The 20,118-nt window shown below is 36.6% G+C and carries 12 protein-coding genes; 5 read left to right on the top strand and 7 right to left on the bottom strand.

Translation table 11 applies throughout. The features are described 5' to 3' along the window. Positions 1-168: 168 nt before the first annotated feature. The 6 genes from A4F88_RS10350 to A4F88_RS10325 all read right to left on the bottom strand — a co-directional run bounded on the left by A4F88_RS10350 (position 169) and on the right by A4F88_RS10325 (position 13,838). The gene (locus A4F88_RS10350) at positions 169-1,806 is read right to left on the bottom strand and encodes a glycosyl hydrolase family 18 protein (RefSeq protein WP_068842537.1); all 1,638 of its coding nucleotides are present in this window, start codon (positions 1,804-1,806) and stop codon (positions 169-171) included. Positions 1,807-1,950: 144 nt separating this feature from the next. Next, a complete protein-coding gene (locus A4F88_RS10345; RefSeq protein ID WP_068842536.1) occupies positions 1,951-4,623 on the bottom strand; it encodes a beta-1,3-glucanase family protein in 2,673 nt (890 codons plus the stop codon). Between the two features lie 176 nt (positions 4,624-4,799). Next, positions 4,800-8,690 (bottom strand): family 16 glycosylhydrolase, encoded by a 3,891-nt coding sequence (locus A4F88_RS10340; RefSeq protein WP_245179078.1) that lies wholly within the window; start codon positions 8,688-8,690, stop codon positions 4,800-4,802. 469 nt (positions 8,691-9,159) lie between these two features. Continuing rightward, positions 9,160-12,090, bottom strand: coding sequence for a triple tyrosine motif-containing protein (locus tag A4F88_RS10335; RefSeq protein WP_068842534.1), 2,931 nt, complete (start codon positions 12,088-12,090; stop codon positions 9,160-9,162). A 604-nt stretch (positions 12,091-12,694) separates the two neighbouring features. After that, entirely contained in the window at positions 12,695-13,330 is a 636-nt protein-coding gene (locus tag A4F88_RS10330; RefSeq protein ID WP_068842533.1) for an HAD family hydrolase, read from the bottom strand. 223 nt (positions 13,331-13,553) lie between these two features. Then, the gene (locus A4F88_RS10325; protein ID WP_068842532.1) at positions 13,554-13,838 is read right to left on the bottom strand and encodes a hypothetical protein; all 285 of its coding nucleotides are present in this window, start codon (positions 13,836-13,838) and stop codon (positions 13,554-13,556) included. Between the two features lie 296 nt (positions 13,839-14,134). On the opposite strand from A4F88_RS10325, the gene A4F88_RS10320 reads away from it, so the two are divergent. Next, complete coding sequence (locus A4F88_RS10320) at positions 14,135-15,304, top strand: DUF4861 family protein (RefSeq protein WP_068842658.1); 1,170 nt, start codon at positions 14,135-14,137, stop codon at positions 15,302-15,304. Between the two features lie 88 nt (positions 15,305-15,392). On the opposite strand, the gene A4F88_RS10315 is transcribed toward A4F88_RS10320, so the two are convergent. After that, positions 15,393-16,400 carry a LacI family DNA-binding transcriptional regulator gene (locus A4F88_RS10315; protein ID WP_082815744.1) on the bottom strand — a complete coding sequence of 336 codons (1,008 nt, stop codon included), beginning with the start codon at positions 16,398-16,400 and terminating at the stop codon, positions 15,393-15,395. A gap of 519 nt (positions 16,401-16,919) precedes the next feature. Between A4F88_RS10315 and A4F88_RS10310 the strand changes: the two genes are divergently transcribed. Genes A4F88_RS10310 through uxuA form a run of 4 tightly spaced genes read left to right on the top strand, consistent with a single transcriptional unit; the run spans position 16,920 to position 20,106 of the window. Then, a complete protein-coding gene (locus A4F88_RS10310) occupies positions 16,920-17,369 on the top strand; it encodes a NanQ anomerase/TabA/YiaL family protein (RefSeq protein ID WP_068842530.1) in 450 nt (149 codons plus the stop codon). Between the two features lie 3 nt (positions 17,370-17,372). Continuing rightward, positions 17,373-18,035 (top strand): bifunctional 4-hydroxy-2-oxoglutarate aldolase/2-dehydro-3-deoxy-phosphogluconate aldolase, encoded by a 663-nt coding sequence (locus tag A4F88_RS10305; RefSeq protein WP_068842529.1) that lies wholly within the window; start codon positions 17,373-17,375, stop codon positions 18,033-18,035. Between the two features lie 50 nt (positions 18,036-18,085). Then, entirely contained in the window at positions 18,086-18,898 is an 813-nt protein-coding gene (locus A4F88_RS10300) for an SDR family oxidoreductase (protein ID WP_068842528.1), read from the top strand. Between the two features lie 23 nt (positions 18,899-18,921). Further along, on the top strand, positions 18,922-20,106 hold the full coding sequence (gene uxuA / locus A4F88_RS10295; RefSeq protein WP_068842527.1) for a mannonate dehydratase: 1,185 nt from the start codon (positions 18,922-18,924) through the stop codon (positions 20,104-20,106). The last annotated feature ends 12 nt before the right edge of the window (positions 20,107-20,118 follow it).

The raw sequence follows: 20,118 nt of genomic DNA, 5'->3' as shown, positions 1-20,118 counted from the left end.
GGGGTTTGGGTTTTGCAATACTATTTGCTGAAAATATGAACCGTAAAACACACTAAGATTGTTATCTATGGAATATGTTGAAAAAGCAAGGTTCGCAAAGCTTTGTTTCTTTATCATACAATACTTAACGAACCTTGCGTAAATCTTTGCGGGCTTTGCAGTTAAAGCTTATTTTTTAATAAAACGTCTTACGGTTTTGATACCGTCTTTTTCTACTAAAATCAGGTAGATTCCGGTTTTTAAGCCAGATACATCAATACTGTTGTTATTGGCTTTTTGTGTCGAAACAGTATCGCCGCCCTGAGAGTTTATGATACTCACATTGGCTCCTGAAACTTCGGCACTAAAGAAAAGTGTACTTTCTGTTGGATTTGGATAAATAGTAACACTTGCAATATCTACAGGGGTTTCTGCCGAAGCCGCTGATTTTGCTGCTAAAGCTGAAGCCGATTTTGTAATTCTGAACCAGTTAATATTAAAACCAGTATTTTGAACATATATCCCAAAGTTATACGTTCCGGCATTTACATTTACAGTTTGGGTAATCGTCTGCCAGTTTTGCCATCCGCCTGTATTGGGTACATTTATTGCCCCAAGCTGAATAGTTCCGGCATTTAAATCAGCTGATAATCTTCCCCCTGTAACGGCACTCGCCACTCGGTATTCAATTACGTAATTTCCTGAAGTTGGAAAATTAATGTTGTAATATGCCATCCAGTCGCCAGTATCACAATATCCTACGTTTAATCCACCACCGGTATCCGTGGTAGGTTCTGTCTGAACACCGCTCATTGCATTGTAATTTTCAGCCTGAATTAAAGTTCCTGTTCCTGTTGGAGGATTACTTCCTGTAATAACCTGATTGATCGCTGTTAATAAGGATTTAGAACCTGTTGCATCCTGAGACAATTCCCAAATCATCACTCCTCCTGCATTTTGAATTGCAAAAGTTGTTTTTTGTTTGATGGTTGGAATTCCATTATAGTAAATGGTGTTTCCTACCTGATCCAGATTTTCGGCACCCGGATATTGCGCTACAATATTAGCATAAGAAATACCCTGATTTGCTGAAGCTCCAAAACCATATCCGTAAAACGGAAGCCCAATGATGGCTTTGCTTGCCGGTAATCCTCTTCCGGTCCAGTAATTAAACTGGTTTACAGCCATACTGTATGGAGAGTGCTGACCCGGACTTCCAGGAGCCCATGGTCCTGTTGCATCATACGCCATGATATTGATCCAGTCAAAGGCGGCAAAAGTAGACGATGGTACATTGGCTCCGCCATATCCTTCTGAAAGTGCTGCTGTAATTTGTTTTCCGTTAGCGTGCAGTTTATTCGCCAAAGCAATTACAAATGCGCCATAATCGCCATTAATCGCCGGACCTTCAAGATCGACATCGACACCATCAAAATTATGGGCAACTACATAATCGTATATCTTCTGGATAAAAGCCGTTCTGTTGCTACTTGTAATAAGATTGAAATAGTTATCACGAATAGCGCCTCCTTCAGAAACTGCGCCTCCGCCAAGGGAAACAAAAACTTTTACATTTTGGGCATGTGCTGCATTGATAATGGTATTACTTCCTGAATTAAAAGACAAGTATCCGTTTGCATCAGGATTTTCGAACGCAATATTGATATGTGTCAGTTTACTGTACTGAATACTGCTCGAAAACGAATTTAAATCGATCCAGTTTGGAACATAAGCGATTACTTTTTTCTGGGCTACTGATAAATTAAAAATACCCAATACTAAAATGACCATCCATCTTAGTGACATTCTTTTGTAATTGTTTTTCATAATAATTATTTAATAGGTTAATAAAAATTTGTAAAAAATGGGGGAGATTTTTTAACTATAGATTTCAGACTTCAGTTTGGAATTTGATACCAATGATCAGCAGTACCAAATCCCAAACTGAAATTTAAAATCTGTTTTTTTAAGCTATTTTTTTATAAAACGTTTAACCGTTTTTGTACCGTCTTTTTCAAAAACAATCAGATAAACACCTTTTCTCAAATGCGATACATCGATACTGTTATGGTTTAATTTTTGTCCTGAAACCACAGCTCCGGTCTGAGAATCTACTATACTTACATTTCCGCCTGTAACATCAGTGGTAATATAAAGTGTGTTTTCTACCGGACTAGGATATACATTTAAAACTGAAGCGGTTGTTTCTTCTTCCACTATTGGAGCAGCAGCCGTTTTTGCAGCTAAACCAGCACCAACTTTTGTGATTTTGATCCAGTTAATGTTCATTCCTGTATTCTGAATATAGATTCCGAAATTATAAGTTCCGGCGTTCACGTTTACGGTTTGAGAAACGGTTTGCCAGTTTTGCCATCCGCCTGTGTTTGGAATATCTACATTGCCTAATACAATCGTTCCGCCATTTAAATCAGATGATAATCTGCCGCCGGTTACAGCACTAGCTACGCGGTATTCGATTAAATAGGAACCTGTAGTAGGGAAATTAATATTATTATAAGCCAGCCAGTCTCCAGTATCAGTATACCCTACATTTGATCCTCCGCCTGTATCGGTTGTTGGTTCAACCTGAATACCGCTCATAGCTGAATAGTCTTCTGCCTGAATTAAAACTGAGGTTTGAGAACTTGTAGCCGGAACTAATTTCCATTGTCCGCAGGTCTGGTTGTTATTATCCCATTGTTGTACAATTGCTCCAGAAGCTGTGCTTGCTCCTGCTACCTCAACGATTCTGCCGCTGTGACGGGCCACAATTTTATAAAATCCATCGCTTGTAGAAACCAAAATAAACTGTTGGTTTGTTGTTGCATTGTATGGATATTGCTCTACTCTTGCACCATTGGCTTTATTGAAATTGTTAATATCCATTGACATACCGCTATGATTCGCAATGATTTTATACATTCCGTCGCCTAAATGCGTAAAAGTAAATTTCTGGTTGTTTCCTGAATTCAAAGCGCCCTGGTTGATTCCTGCACCGTTTGACATACTTGAATTCCAAACGTCCATGTATAAACCGCTGTTTCTGTTTTGCAAAAAGAAAGTTTGATTCCCTAAAGTTGTCGTTCCGTTTGCGATTACACGAATAGAAGTTACTTTATCATTCCATGTTGCATTCAGACAAGTATTATCAGAATTGATTACAGTTGAAGCTCCGGTAAAATTATCATCCTGATATAAAATTGCCTGAAATCCCGGAGTAATTTTAAGAGAAGAAATATCATCGTTTAAAACACCTAAAGTATTTAAACGAGCCAGATTATAATCTCCAATTGTTAATCCGCCAGAAAATCCGGTGTAATTGCAATCTCTATACACCGTAATCACATCTGTAGTTGCAGGAACCGAAGGTACTGTTCCGGCATAACCACCAAAAGTAGCGATTACTTTGGTTGGCTGCGGCGAATGAAGTGATGGCGACTGATCTGCCACATCATCATAAGCAAAACCATAAGCCAGATTATCTACACTGATTCCCGGTAAGTGCCAGAATTTTGAATAATGATTCGTTGGGTTTACCTGATAAAATTTCGAGGCATCGTACCAGTTTTGCTGTCCCGGATTTGGCGTCGTAGTATTTACCACATGACGGTTAATTGCTGCTGTTAATTGTGCCTGAACAACAAGATCTAAATCTCCGTCGACCAGCCTTCTGTCCAGAACTCCTTTTCCTTCCAGTGCTTCCTGAGTTGTTGGTCTGTTTTGAACTCTTCCGGTACGGCCTACAAAACCTCCGGATTGTCCCACAACTTCGAGCTGTTCTCCAATCACTCTTCCTTTAAAAACTCCGGCATCTCCGGCATAGAATATTAAATCTTCATTTTTATATTTATTCCAGATTGCATCAATATACGATTTTAAGTAGTTTGCCTGAGCGCCAACAGTTGTTCCGCCTGTTCCGTCTGCAAAAGCCGGAGTTTTTGACGGTGCTGTAATTTCGCCTGTTGCATCGTTTACACAACCCTGAAACTCTGAGGGAACATTGGCTTTAAAAGCCGCTACTATATCAGCATGTTTTTTTAATTCACCTACTCTTTTCTGATATCCGTTGGCACCAAATAATTCTAATCCCATTGGATATTTATACGAATCTACTCTTGATGGATTACCAAAGAAACCATATTGATTATTCGTCAATTCGATGATTTCATACAAAATTCCCTGATTTGGATCTGTAGCATTCAACGGATTTGGTGATGTATATCCGGATGGTGCACCGCTTGCGCCAAAAAAGTAAAAATACAATTGTTGTCCTTTAGAGATAAAAACCCTGCAGCCGGCAATTTGTGGCAGCGTAAAAGTTTTGTTAGGAATCTCACTTAATTTGGTAAAACAATTCGCGTATTTTGAGTTTAATCCCGGTCCGGTATTTCCGCCAATTGTAGGTCCGGTAACGGTATTATAAGAAGAACTCATGGGTAAAACCTGACTTGTTTTGGCATTTACCCAAACGTGGTTTCCGGTAGTGTAATCAATTCCAACAATGGCAACATACAATTCGTTATCATTAAATGTTGAGGTATTGCTTATAGTAAACGGAATAGGTCCCTGACCGTGCATGAGGTTTGACAATGCCAGAAACAGTATTGCCAGAAGAGAAAATCTTCTAAGTTTGTTTATTTTCATATCTAAATTATTTTGGGGTTACATCATATAGATTTTCAGCCGGAATCCTTTTCAGGTTCATGACTTTATAAATCCGTCAGGTGTAATGCAGGTTTGTTTTTCTCAGAATTTGTTTCGGGTATGGGGAGACGCAAAACTTTATTCTAAACAAATTACACCCAACGGATTTTTTTAGCTTATTGCTTGATTAGTTTTTTAGACCAGCTTTTTTGATCAGACTTAAAGTTTAGAATATAGATTCCTCTTTTTAATTTACTAATGTCAATCAGTCCTTCAGTACCTTCCACTTTTTTCTCTAAAAGCAATGTTCCTGAATCATCATAAATTGTTATGACTTTATGGTCTAAATTTTCAGGGATTGCCAACTGAACATAGTTGCTCGCCGGATTTGGATACATTGTAAATGCTGTACTGGTCACTTCTGTTTCTTCTGCTGCAATTGCTGCAATTGCTGCTTTTTTGGCTGTCGAAGCAGATCCGTAAGCTTCTATTTCGAATAGCGAATATCCGTAAGGAGCCAAAGCTTTTGCAGTACATAAAATCCTGATATATCTTCCGGTTCCGCTTACTGTCAGGTCATCCGTTCCTCCATCGCTGGCTGTTTGGGTGTTTACAGTTTCATTTTCGGTGAAAACATTGTCTGTTGAAATTTGCACTTTGTATTGTGTAGCAAAGGCTGCTTCCCATTTTAGAACGACACGATTAATATTGTAATTGCTTCCCAAATCAACATAAATCCATTCTGTTGCATTGGCAAAACTACTTGCCCATCTTGTTCCGGCATCTCCGTCTGTGGCTTTCGCCGAAGATAAAGTCGGATTTTCTTCTGTAGAAGCGACTGCGGTTTTAGCCAAAGCTAAATTGACATTGTTAACCGGAGGCGTAATATTTCGAACCGTAACATCACTGAAAACTCCTGTTGTCAGCGTTCCGTTTGCATGCGAAGTCACTGCCATTCCCACATAAACAGTACTTGCCATTGCAATTGTTTTTGGCGTACCCAACTGTGTCCAGGTTGTTCCGTTATCCGAAGAATAAGAAGTAAATACATTTCCGGATCTTGTAATACGAATCCATTTTGGAGCCGTGCCTGCAGCTACTGTAGCTGTAGTAATTCCTGAAACAGTATCTCTCGATAAAAATTCTATACCTGCCGCTGCACTTACATCTGTCATGGCATGTTTTGAAGTTGGTGTAAGAGTTTCGCGGAACATTACGCCGGCTTTTGCGTATGTATTGGTATTGGTAAGTGAATTTACTTTAGCAATAATTTCGGCATCGCCTGTTATAGGCTGATTCACAAACTGAAACTGATCGCTTGTGTCCCAAATATCAACTCCTGATCCTTTTATAGTGAATGTTCCGCTAGCGTGAGTCGCTTCTCCTGCCGGCGTAACAGCCCCTAAATCTGTACTCACCCACGGTGCAGGTAAAGTAGCAGGCGGATTTTCTGCAGACACTAAGTTTACTGCTCTGATATTATCAAAGTAATAAGTGTTTCCTGAATTGGTACCCGGTTCTGCCAGAAAAACAAAACGGTTAACTTCGCTATCTAAAGTTGATGCATCTGGAGCACTTACATAAGTAAACACCAGCGTATGCCAGGTGTTGGTTTGTTTTACAACTGCCTGATAAATACTGTGTCTTCCCACCGGATAATTAGACGGAATTGAAGCGCTGCTTTCTGCCTGCCATGAAATTACAGATCCTACTGGCGCCGAAGTATAAACGTCTACAGCAAACTTTTTTGTACCGCTTTTAAAATCTCCAATATTGGTTAAAGTGGTATTGAAAGAGAAATTATCATACAACTCTGTTGATTTTCTCACATATTTTCCAACATTTGAAGAGGTATTGATTCCGCTTGCATTTGGATTTGGTGTATTGGGCGTATAAGTTCCAATTGCGTCTCTAAACGTAATATTATGAATGGTTTGATAATCTTCGTAAACGACTCCCGGAGTAAAAGTATCCGGTAATTTGGTCGAAGCAATTCTGATATTATCAAAATAATAAGTGTCGTTTGTATATGAACCTGAGTTGGCTAATATCACCATTTGGTTTACTGCCAGATTCGAAGTGGCTTCATCCGGACTTGAATTATAATAGAAAGTCAGGGTTTCCCATTGATTTTGTTTTGTGGTAATGGCTACATACGTACTGTTTCTTCCTGTTGGAAAATTTGCCGGAAGCGAAGTCGCACTATTCTCTAAATTCAGACTCACGACAGTTCCTATTGGTGCTGAGGTGTACACATCGATCATGATTTTTTTAGTCTGGTTTTTTAGCAAACCTGCATCTTCGATATTGTCTTGTGTATTAAAGAAAAGTACATCGTATTGTTCGGTAACATTTCGAACGTACTTTGCCACATTTGCCGAAGAGTTAACAGAATTGGCTCCCGGATTGGCTACAACAGAATATACTCCGGTAGTGGTTCCTTTGATAATTTTATTGATGCCATCATAGTTTTGTAAAACATCTGTAGCTACAATAGGTTTTTCAGGAGTAGCTCTGGTCAGAAGATTATCAAAATAATAAGTTGCTCCGGAATTTGAATTCGATTCAAAAAGAAATACTACATTATTGATCGTCAAAGCGCTGGTATTAGGATCGATTATTTTTTCAAATTCAAATTCGATCGTTTCCCATTTGTTCTGAACCGTTGTTGTGGCTTTGTAACCGCTATGTCTTCCTGACGGATAATTGGTCGCTGTAGTTACAAGACTATTTTCTAACTGCATTGATATTTTGGTTCCAACAGGCGCCGAAGTATACAAATCAAAAGAGATTCTTTTTCTTCCGTAAACATAATCATTCGCATTACTGATGACTACGTTTTTGATATTAAATACATCGTACAGCTCAGACGAATTACGAACATATTTTCCAACCAAAGCAGAGGTGTTGATTCCCGTTGCAGAAGGATTAGCAACAGCTTCCGTTAAAACTCCGGTTTTCAGTCCGTAGACCACATTTCTGTTCGACTGAAAATCTTCATAGATTCTTTCTACCGGAATTGCCGGTTCTGTTGCTACAGCAAGTTTATACGTATTAGCCGTACAGCCCGAAACTGTTGTTGTCACGGCAACGTCTCCTCCTGTGGTTCCCCAGTTTACTGTTACAGCATTTGTTCCCTGTCCGGCAGTTATTGTCGCGCCGGCAGGAACAGTCCAGTTATATGTTGCTCCCGAAACTGCATTTATAGAATAGGTTTTGCTTGTTTCGTTCTGATATACTTTTACATCTCCCGCAATTCCGTATTTATAACTTCCGTCATAAACACGAACATAATCTACCTGTAATTTTGCCGGAAAATCGCCAGGAACCGGTGCAACTCCTGCTCCGTTTACACTTGTATAAGGCGTTCCTGCACTTCCTACAGCAAGATTTAAGATAATATAAAACTGATTGTCGTTAAAAGGCCATCCGCCATTTACAGTAGTGTTGGGTGTTGCTGTATGAAACAAAACATCATCAACATACCATTTAATAAAGTTTGGTCCCCATTCTACGGCATAAATGTGAAAATCAGAAGATAAATCAGTTGGAGAACTATAGCTTCTGCCTGTAAAATGATATCCGTTTCCATCATAATGAATGGTTCCGTCTACAGATTTTGGGTTTCGGTGTTTGGCTTCCATGATGTCAATTTCACCAGTAAAAGGCCAGTTTCCTCCAACCGGAAGCATCCAGAAAGCCGGCCAGGCTCCCTGCCCATTTGATAATTTCATACGAGCTTCGATTCTTCCGTATTTGAGCGAATATTTACCTTCTGTCGTTAATTTTGAAGAAGCATACGGCTGATCCGGAAATTGCGCACTCGGCTGGTATTTTGCCTCAATATTTAAGTAACTGTTCGTTCCTTCTTTTACAATTGTGGCCTGATTAGGATCGTAACGCTGTGCCTCTGCATTTCCGAATCCGCAGAGCGAAGGACATCCATTTCCGGAAATACTCTGCCATTTGGTTAAATCGACTGTGGTCCCATTAAATTCATCAGACCAGACTAATGTTTTACATTGTGCCTGGACTTTTAAAAAGGGCAGCAATATAAATATTGCCACAGCCAAAAATTTAAAATAATAAAAATTGTCTTTCGGTGGTCGGCCGAAAAAAGAGTCTTTTTGATTCATTTTTTTTAGTTTTTTGTTAGTAAAGATTATTACCGCAATAAAAAACTACTTTGTAAAAAATAGATTATTATTTTGGTAATAGTGGGACAATATTAACAAATAAATCAGGCAAGACTTACATTTTTGAGTACGGTTTGACTACGGTGTTCATAAAAAAATGTAGTAATTAGAAGTCAAAACCCGTAAAACTACCTGGGATTTAACCTATAATAAAGAACGGCTGTGATGAGGTATTTTTAGGATATAGAAAGATAGATTCATTATTTATGAAAAAGAAAACAAAAAAGAAACTCATTTTTATCACATCTATATGTGGTACAAAAAATGAAATGCCTTTTAAGATTTTATTAAACTGTAAAAATCTATGTTTTGATGTGTTTAAAAATTAGAAATGACACTTTTAGAAATTAAGGATGAATTCTGTAATATTTGCTTCAGAAGAAAGCTGTAGTTTTTTCCGAATACGGTATCGGGTATCTTCAACCCCTCTTACAGAGATTCCTAAAAGCGGTGCAATCTCTTTTGTATTGAAATTCATTCGCAAATAGGCACACAAACGCATATCACGCGGAGTTAATTCCGGAAAACTCATTTTCAATCGCTGCATAAAGTTATCATGAAGCTGATTAAAGATTTCCTCAAACTCGTTCCAGTGCTGATCTCCCTGCAATTCGTGATCAATGATCCTGTTAATTTTGGTCAATAAACCGTAGTTGGTATTAAAATCATTCTTTTTATCAATCTGACTAATGAGTTCTTTTATAGACAGCAAAATTTCATTTAAATGAATCAGGTTTACCGTATTTGAAGCTACTTTAGCATTTTTAAGTTTAATCGTTGCTTCCAGGTTATCCTTTATAATTGCCATATTTTCCTGTTCGAGCAATAGTTTTTGCTCATTTAGTTCGGCACGGTTTCGTAGCAACTCCTTTTCCTGATTCAATATCAATTGCTCACGATCCCGTTCTGCCAGATTTTTTTGGTATTTGATAATCGAATAAATTAAAACACCAAAAAGTATAAGATACAAGATATAAGCCCAGCTTGTTCTGTACCAGGGCGGCAAAACTTCAAATTTAAAAACGGCTTCTTCGCTTACTACATCGTAAATATTTTTTGCCCTTACGTGAAAAACATATTCGTTTTCAGGTAAATTGGTATATTCTTTTTCTGTTTGAAGACTGTATTCTGACCATTTGGGTTCAAAACCTTCCAGCCAGTATTCGTATTTAGTAGCATCGGCTTCATCATAACAAAGTGATGCAAACGAAAAATGTAAGGCATTATTAGAATGTGGCAAAACAGCCGAAAATTTATCCTGAGCAGATGCTGTATGTGTTGGAAGCACATCGTATCTGCTTGAAAACAATAAACTGTCTTTTGGAAAAATACATTTTACTTCAGAAATGACTGCTTTATATTTCGATTGGTATTTTTTGGTCTTAGTAGTATTATAATGAATCAGACCATCTTGAGTACCGAAAAAGACATCTCCGCCAGAAGTCGTCTGAATGTTTTCGAAGCCCGGAACATACAAATACCGTAGCTTTCGAAAAGGCAATTCTTCTATTGCAAATTTCCCTTGAGCATTTCGGCTCATTTTTCCGGTATTTTCTCCCGAAATGTACCAGATATTATTTTGATTGTCTTCTTTAAGCAAACGAATATGACTGTCCATACCAAGATATTTCCTGAATATAGGATCAGGAATCATTTTGTTCGAATGAGAATCCTGCTGGTATACTCCTTTTGTGGTTCCAAAAAGAATCTGATCATTGAGTTTAAAGGTATTTAAAAACAAACTCGAAGGAAAACCATTTTTCTGATTATAAAACTGAAGATCTGAAACGGCATCGAATGTTTTATTAAGTTTAATTTTAAAAATCCCTTTGTATCCGTGTGCAATCCAGATATTTCCGTTTTTCTCTGTTTCAATAACCCGGCTGCTTTCATCAAAACCTTTTATCTTATGCTGATACACCCAGGAATTGTTGCTTTTTTTTAATAGATACAATCCCGTATAGCCGCCAACAAGTAACAAATCAGGATGATTCGGGATAATTACGCCTTTCCACGCACCATCTGTTTTAGCCAGCAATTGAGCTGAGTTGCCTTTTATTTCAAAGATTCCGTTTTTTTCAAAAGCCAAAAGCGAGTTTCCAAAAACGCCAATATTCCAGACATTCTCAGACATTCCCGTAATATGCTGAAAATGGTCGTTTTCATGCTGTCCTTTTTTATAGCCTTGCCAGTCCAGCCAAAAAACACCATTATCTGTCGCGATATATAGTTTGTCCTGATAAATCTGACTGCAATATATCTTGGTTTCGGCATTCGAAGCATCCAGTATTTTTGATAATGGTGATGAAATCTGAATTACCGAAATCCCTTCTTTTAAAGTCACCCATAAATTACCTTCCTTGTCTACTTTAAGATTAGTAACATATTCATTCTGTAAGCCCATTTCTTTATTGATATGCTGAATCAAATTTCCTGCACTATCCATAACTATCAACCCCGTCTGCCGTGTTCCAATTCCGATATAACCATCAGAAAGTAAAATTCCGGTTGAGATCTGATTTTGTTTCAGCAAGTGATCCACCTGAGTTACAAAAGGTTTTAGTACATTGTTTTTATAAAGATAAAGTCCGTTTTTTTGTGTTAGTACTATCAGCCCGTTTTGAGTTTCGAATATCTTTCTGATTTTCATTCCGCTAAATTGTGCACTATTCGGAATTTCAGTCAAAACACCTTCTGTAAGCTTCAATAAACCTTTTGCATTCTCTGAAACATAGATTTCAGTATTGACTTCAAAAAGATCATCAAAATTGTTTTTTGATTTTATTACTTTGATTTTGTTGTTCTTATAAATATATATTCCTTCATTCGAGAAAAAAATCACTTCATTATTGCGAATAATCGTGTGCAGGACATCTCCAAAATTTCTGGCAGTAGCAGGAATTAATTTTACTAATGAAGTGTATTTGTATTGTCCGTTAGGCAACTGAACCGTATAACCAAATTCTCCCTGGGCGCCCACATACATTTTATCCTTTTTGTCAATGGCAAGCGAGCGAACCATACTTCTGTTTTCGGGTTGCGTTACGATGCTCCATCTTACGCCATCAAACTGCATGATTCCAAAATGATTGGCAAAAAACATCATGCCTTTTGAATCCTGCAGAACATCCCAGTTCTCTGAAGCTGCTTTATAAGTTTTAGGATTATAATTGGTAATAAACGGAACTCCAATTTTTTTAATTTGGGCATTAACAATTGGAAATAAAAGAGATAGTAATAGAACTAAAATTCTAATGGTTAATTTCGTCATTTGTTTCTGTCTGTAGGTTAATTTGTAGCTTGTAAGAACTACATACCTGAAAATTCCTCTTTGGGAAAAGGCATTTTCAAGCAGGAAGAAACTGTTTAATCATCTCTTCAAAAATTACAATTTGATAATTTGAAGCACTAAAAAAAACGAATCTCTATAATCAAATATATAAAAATTTATTTTAATGTAACAAATTACATTTGAATTAGAGAATTTGATAATGAGAAAATTAAGAGATAAAAGAATTAGATAATGAGAGAATTGGGTAATTAGATATTCTTAAAATTTAATATCAATTCTAAGAATACTGACAAAGGATGGATTAAAATCCATCCTATAATATCATTTGTTCCTACTGCTTTTTTTACTAATCAGCTGTTGTCACACTGAGCGGAGTCGAAGCTTCTTCTGGCATAAATTTTAAAGCTGAAATATCATTTGTTCCCACTACTTTTTTTACTAATCAGTTGTTGTCAGGCTGAGCGGAGTCGAAGCTTCTTCTGGCATAAATTTTAAAGCTGAAATATCATTTGTTCCTACTGCTTTTTTTACTAATCAGCTGTTGTCACACTGAGCGGAGTCGAAGCTTCTTCTGGCATAAATTTTAAAGCTGAAGCATCTCACTCAATTGCTCATAAGAATCAAAAAGAATCGCTCCTTCTTTTTCTAAATCTTCATTATTGTAGCCGTTCGTGAAACCATAAACTTTAAATCCACCCTGAATTCCTGCCTTTACTCCTGCTTTGCTGTCTTCAATCACGATACAGTCTTTTACTTCAAATCCCATTTCTTTTGCAGCGTGCAGAAAAATTCCCGGATCGGGTTTCCAGCAATTAATTTGATAAGAACTGAATATTTTATTTTCGAATTTATCCAGTAAACCTGCTACTTCAAGATTCAGCCTGATTTTATCCACCGGACCACTCGAAGCCACACCATATGGAATTTTTAGTTTTTCAATAAACGAAATTATTCCTTCCATAGGTTGCACCTGAGTTTTAAAAGCTTCAAAGCTTTTTTTACGATATTCAGATTCAAAGTTATCCGGAAGTTTTTTGCCAATAGCATTTTCGATATGCAGGAAACATTCTTTTAAATTACGGCCGTTAAAATCGCGGTAAGCGTCTTCTAATTTCATTTTAAAACCATATTCGGCAGCCATTGAAAGCATAATTCCGTTACCAATTTTTTCTGTATCAACCAGAACACCATCACAATCGAAAATAATACATTTAATCATATTGTTGATTTACATTTAATTATACCATAACCTGATAGAGATTACGCGTTATGTAAATTACAAAAAAATAAAAGAAGAAGTTACAGCATCATTAAAATAATACCTTTTAAACCCGCCTGCCTATCTCAGAAAACTGATAAAAAAAAGAAATCATTAAAGTGGTTTAAAATTTAAAAGAAACCCATACAAAACAGCGCATGGATTTCTTTCTGAATTAAAACATTTACCAGGAGATTTGAACTTTAGCAGGTTGTCCTCCATCATTTTGAAGAATTATAACACTTCGATTTGTCAAATCACCTAATTTAAAGGTGCTTTGCTGACCTGCTCTCAATTCATATCGTCTTGCAGTTGCAGAAATTATGACATTATTAGAAGGTCCTTCATTTGAAATTTTAACTTCCAAATTAGGGTTGTTGGTTCCTACATCCACACTTCTTGTACTACCAATCTGAATATCTACCGTTATGTTGTTTGTACCTGTAACTAGTTTGCTTTCTGATTCCATTTTATTTGTTTTTAGGGGTTAATAATACTGGTAAAGCAACAAATAAATTATGGATTAAAAACCACGTATAACTACCTGAAAACTAACTAAATAAAATCAAAAAACAACATTGATTTATCTCACAAAAAAGACTTTTATCTAAAGACTTTTTCATTAAAAAAAAGTCTTAACATACTACAAAAGAACAGGTTGTACTTTTTTACTCCATTTTCGGATTCTCAGCTTAGATTTGATTTGTACATTTATGATTCAAAAAAACAATTGTGTTTTTAAATCAAATTAATAATTACAAAGCTTTGAAAAAACATATTCTATTCACCGCAATTATGGCAGGTAGTTTTGCCATTCATGCTCAAAACAAAATCATAACAGTAAGCAATTCTTTGCCTGTAAACCGTGAATTTGAAACTATTGAGTTAACCAAAAAGTCACTCAGATTACCCACTACAGTTAAACTGGAAAACTATGCTGTAAAAGAAGCCGGTACCAATACTTTTTTAGAAAGCCAGACAGTAGATAATGATGGAGACGGAATTATGGATGTAATCTTATTTCAGCCTAAAATAAATGCTTCATCGCATAAAGATTTTGAGATTTTAGTTGCCGAAAATCCATCCGCATCAAAAACGGTCAGCTGTTATTCGAGATTTGTTCCGGAGCGAACAGATGATTATGCATGGGAAAACAACAAAGTAGCATTTAGAACTTATGGTCCTGTAGCACAAAAAATGGTCGAAGATAAAATTGCCGGAGGAACTTTAACAAGCGGAATCGATGCCTGGCTTAAAAGAGTCGATTACCCAATTATCAATAAATGGTACGAAAAAGCCACTAACGGAACCGGAACATATCATAAAGATACAGGAGAAGGTCTGGATAATTTTCATGTGGGAGACAGCCGTGGCGTGGGCGGAATTGCCGTTAAAGCAGACAACAACTATTATTTTTCGAAGAATTTTACCAGTTGGAAAACCATTACTACTGGCCCTGTCAGAACGAGTTTTATCCTGACGTATGCCGATTGGGATGCAAAAGGAAATAAAATAACCGAATCAAAACTGATTAGCCTGGACTACGGAAGCTATCTTTCCCGTTTTGAAATCCATATTACCGGAACAAAATCTATTGCTGCCGGATTAACACTTCATGATAAAAAAGGAACTATTGGAACAAACCTGAAAGAAGGCTGGTTAAGCCATTGGGAGCCTATTGACGATTCTGAAATTGGAACCGGAATTGTTGCCCCAAAAAATACGTTAAACAGTTTCGATAATCATATTACCACTGATAAAGATTTAAGTAACCTTTACGGAAATATCGAAGTAAAAAACAATAAAGCAATCTATTATACAGGCTTTGGATGGAAAAAAGGAAGTCCGTTTCAAACCAAACAGGAATGGGAAAGCTATTTGAGCTCTTTTGCTAAAAAAATCAATAATCCGTTGATCGTTAAGGTAAAGAAGTAATATCTGAAAGACGCTAAGTTGCTAAGATAAAAACTTTGCAATTTAGCGTCTTTGTGAGATTATAATTAAATAACACTGCATTAAAAAATCATTTCCTGGCAGGAAAATAATTCTCTTTTAAAATAATTTCTAACGGAATATAATGGGTGCGTTCTGCATCTTCCTGCAAAACCAGCTTTTTGTAAAGATGATTAATCCCCATATATCCTTGTTCTTCCGGTCTTTGATTGATCAAAAAGTCAATTACGCCTTTATTGAGATACTCAATATTGTCTTTCAATAAATCATAACCAATAATCCGAACCCCTTTTATATTGTTGTGTTCTAAAAAACGCGCTACAATATACGCTCTTGAATTGGGTACAAAAACGCTGTTAATTCCGCTGAACATTTCCAGATTGAGCTGATCGATTCCGGAATCTTTGATCGTGATTTCTGAAAATTTAAAGTTTGTAAGTTCATCGTGATCTTTAAAAAACGAATAAAACCCATCGATACGTTGTAAGTAAACCGAAGTACTTTCTATTTCTCTTGTAATTTTAAAGATCAAAACCTGTCTTTCGTTTTTAACTGCAAAACTGATTAGCCTTCCGGCAAGATATCCACTTTGAAAAGCATCCTGACCTACATAAGCATGTTCGATATTCGAGTCGATATTGGAATCGATCATAACAACCGGAATATTTTTCTTTTCATACTCGCTTAAAAACCGAACGGATTCTTCATAAAAAATCGGTGCAAACAATAATCCGTCACAATCAAATTTCAATACTTTTTTTACTGCTTCTTTAAACGAAGCCACATTAAAATCATAAAAGAAATAATCCAGCACAATTCCGAATTTACTAAATTCTATTGCTGCTTTTTCGATTCCTGCGATTTGGCTTTTCCAATATTCCAGATTTTCATACTGAGGTAAAAATACTGCAAAATGAAATTTCTTATTTAAGGCAAGATTACTAGCCAGAATATTTCGCTTATAACCATACTCCTCTATAATAGCATTCACCTTATCTACATTTTCCTGAGCAACCTGCCCGCGATTGTGGATAATTCTGTCAACCGTTCCCGGAGAAACGTTTGCTAATTCGGCAATTTTTTTTATTGTTATGATATTGATGATTTTTAAGTTAAATGATTTCGATAACGTACAGACAATTATTCTTTTTTATCAAATTTAAGTTGTTTTACTTAACTTTTTATATACATTTGTAAAAGCCCGTGTGCGTACACGCAAATATACACATGTATGACATAATAACATAACATCAGGCAAAAATATTATTAAGATTTTAGCTTCTAATACAAAAAAGAGCGATTCAGTGTCAATAAAAAAGGGAATTAAACAGTCCAAAAATGATGTTTTATCTAATTGTTTCTTTTTTAGATATAAGATAAAGAATGTCAATGATGTAATAGAAATATAACAATTTTGAACACAACTGACATCACGATATAAAGAACACAAAAAGCAATTAAAAACCAGCAAGTTAGATCACAAAACATAAAGTAACACTTAGCTGTTTTTATACTAAAATCATGACACGAAAATGTTCTGAAAAAACAGGATTCAAAAAATAAAAAACACACAAAACAAAATATAAAACCCAATAAAATGATTGTAGATTCATTACAAAACGCCTCAAAGTATTTCGGTCTTCATCCCAATTTTAAAAAAGCTTTTGATTACGTAAATCAAAATGACATCAGCATTCTTGAAGAAGGAGCTTTTGAAATTGCCGAAGGATTAAAAGTTATTGTAATTGCAGGCGAAGGTGCCACAAGAGAAGAAAGCATTAAAGGTTTTGAATGCCATGATAAAAACATCGACATACAAATTTCGATACAAGGCCCTGAAACTTTTGCCTGGAAACCAAGAGAAAAATGTGTTAGTCCAAATGGTGATTACAGCGACGAAAGAGATGTTCGTTTTTTTCACGACAAACCCGACATGTTTTTTGAATTACAGGAAAAACAGTTTGCGATTTTATTTCCCGAAGATGTTCATGCAGCAATGATTGGCGAAGGAACACTTAAAAAGATTGTTATTAAAGTAAAAATTTAAAACATGGGCACAATTCAAAATAACATTGATGTTATCGCTAAACAAGGTATACTTCCACTCTATTTTACCACAGACGAAACGATTAGTGTTGAAATCCTGAGAGCGCTTTACAAAGCGGGAATAAAAGCCGTAGAATATACCAACAGAGGCTCAGAAGCATTATCAAACTTCAAAAAAATGGTCGCTGTTCGAAATGCCGAATTGCCGGAAATGCTGTTAGGCATTGGAACCATTAAAAATCTGGCACAAGCCAAAGACTTCGAAAGTGCCGGAGCCGATTTTCTTATCAGCCCCGGATTTGTTCCTGAAGTGGCTGATTTCTTAAACAGTAAGAATGTGTTGTACGCGCCGGGCTGCATGACGCCAACGGAAATTATAACAGCTGAAAATGCGGGAATCAAATTGATTAAAATTTTTCCGGGAAACATCGTAGGAACAGCATTTTTAAGCAGCATAAAAGACATATTCCCGTCATTGGTTTTCATGACCACAGGCGGAGTCGAAACTACCCACGCCAATATTCAAAGCTGGTTTTTAGCAGGAGCCTCTGCAGTTGGTTTGGGCAGTAACCTCATTAGCAAAAAGCGTATAGAAGAGCAGGATTATGAAGTAATAGAAAATGAAGCCAGAAAAGCACTGGAAATAATTGAAACCATAAGACGCTAATTAAAGATTTCTATCAATCAGATAAAACAATATAAATCATATAACTAAACATGAATTCAATATTTAACCTAAAAGGAAAAATTGCATTAATTACGGGTGGCGCCGGAGTATTGGGAAGCAACTTTGCAAACGTTCTGGCAAAACAGGGCGTTATTACCGGAATCGTTTCTCAATCGATTGAAAAAGCCAATAAAACAGTAGAAACAATAGAAAGCAATGGCGGACAGGCTTTTGCTATTCAGGCAAATGTTTTAAACAAGGAAGAACTTGAAAAAGCCAGAGATTTTATACTGGAAAAATACGGTCGTCTTGACATTTTAATCAATGCAGCCGGCGGAAATATGCCTGGCGCAACGATCCAGCCAGATCAGGCAGTTTATGATATGAAAACAGAAGATTTACAAAAAGTAGTCGATTTGAATATCATTGGTACCATGTTACCAACTCAAGTATTTTCAGAACTTTTTGCTAAACAAAAAGAAGGAAATATTATCAATATATCATCAGCATCAGCACAAAGGCCTTTAACCAGAGTCGTTGGCTATTCAGCTTCAAAAGCGGCTATCGATAATTTTACGCAATGGATGGCGGTTGAACTGGCTTCAAAATACGGCGAAGGAATTCGTGTAAACGCTATTTCTCCCGGATTTTTTATTGGCGAACAAAATCGTGCCCTGCTATTAACTCCCGAAGGAAAATTAACTCCAAGAGGTGAAAAAATTATCGATCATACCCCAATGGGAAGATTTGGAACTCCTGAAGATATAGACGGTGCCCTTTTATTTTTATGCAGCGACATGTCAAAATTCGTAACCGGAACCATCTTAAAAGTAGACGGCGGATTTGCTGCTACCAGTATTTAACATCATCAATAAAATAAATCAAAATGGAACAAACGTTAAGATGGTTCGGACCAAACGATCCGGTTTCTTTACAAGATATTAAACAAACCGGAGCTACCGGAATTGTTACAGCTTTACACCATATTCCAAACGGGCAGGTATGGGAAATTGACGAAATTATTAAACGAAAAGTCGAAATTGAACACGAAGACGGAGATCCTAAAAAAGGCGCTTCGGGCTTGACATGGTCCGTTGTAGAAAGTATTCCGGTTCATGAAGACATTAAAAAACAAACCGGAAATTATCTTCAGTACATTGAAAATTATAAAGAAAGCATTCGAAATTTAGCCTTATGCGGTATCAAATGTATTTGCTATAATTTCATGCCGGTTTTAGACTGGTCAAGAACTGATTTATCGTATGAAGTGGCTGACGGATCTAAAGCTTTACGTTTTGATATTAATGCTTTTGCTGCTTTTGAATTGTATATCTTAAAAAGACCGGGAGCCGAAAAAGAATATTCCACAGAACAAATTCAGAAAGCAAAAACCTATTTTGAAGCCATGACAGCTGCTGATAAAGTAAAATTACAGCAAAACATTCTGGCAGGGCTTCCGGGAGCAGAAGAAGCTTATTCAGTAGAAGATTTTCTGGTTACTTTAAGCGGTTACAATCATATTGACAGAGCCAGTTTGAAGCAAAATTTATTCTTCTTTTTAAAACAAATTATTCCGGTTGCCGAAAGTAAAGGTGTTTTGATGGCGATTCATCCTGATGATCCGCCCTACCCGATTTTAGGTTTACCAAGAGTCGTAAGTACCGAAGAAGATTTAACAGAATTAATGGCTGCTGCCGAATCAAAATCAAACGGATTCACGATGTGTACCGGTTCCTACGGTGTAAGAGCTGATAATGATCTGGCGGGAATGGTAAGACGTCATGGCGATAAAATGAATTTTATTCACTTAAGAAGTACGCAAAGAGATGAAGAAGGAAGTTTTTACGAAGCCAATCACCTTGAAGGCAATGTTGACATGTACGAAGTGGTAAAAGCCATCCTTGAAGTCGAAAAAAGAAATAACAGCCAGTTGCCCATGCGTCCGGATCACGGACACCAAATGCTGGATGATTTAAATAAAAAGACCAATCCGGGATATTCAGCAATTGGACGTTTGAGAGGTCTTGCTGAATTACGCGGACTTGAAATGGGAATTAAAAGAAGCTTATAAAAGGTTTTTGCC

The sequence above is a fragment of the Flavobacterium chilense genome, from assembly GCF_001602525.1.
Lineage (GTDB): Bacteria > Bacteroidota > Bacteroidia > Flavobacteriales > Flavobacteriaceae > Flavobacterium > Flavobacterium chilense.
This window is presented reverse-complemented; position numbering and strand designations above follow the sequence as displayed.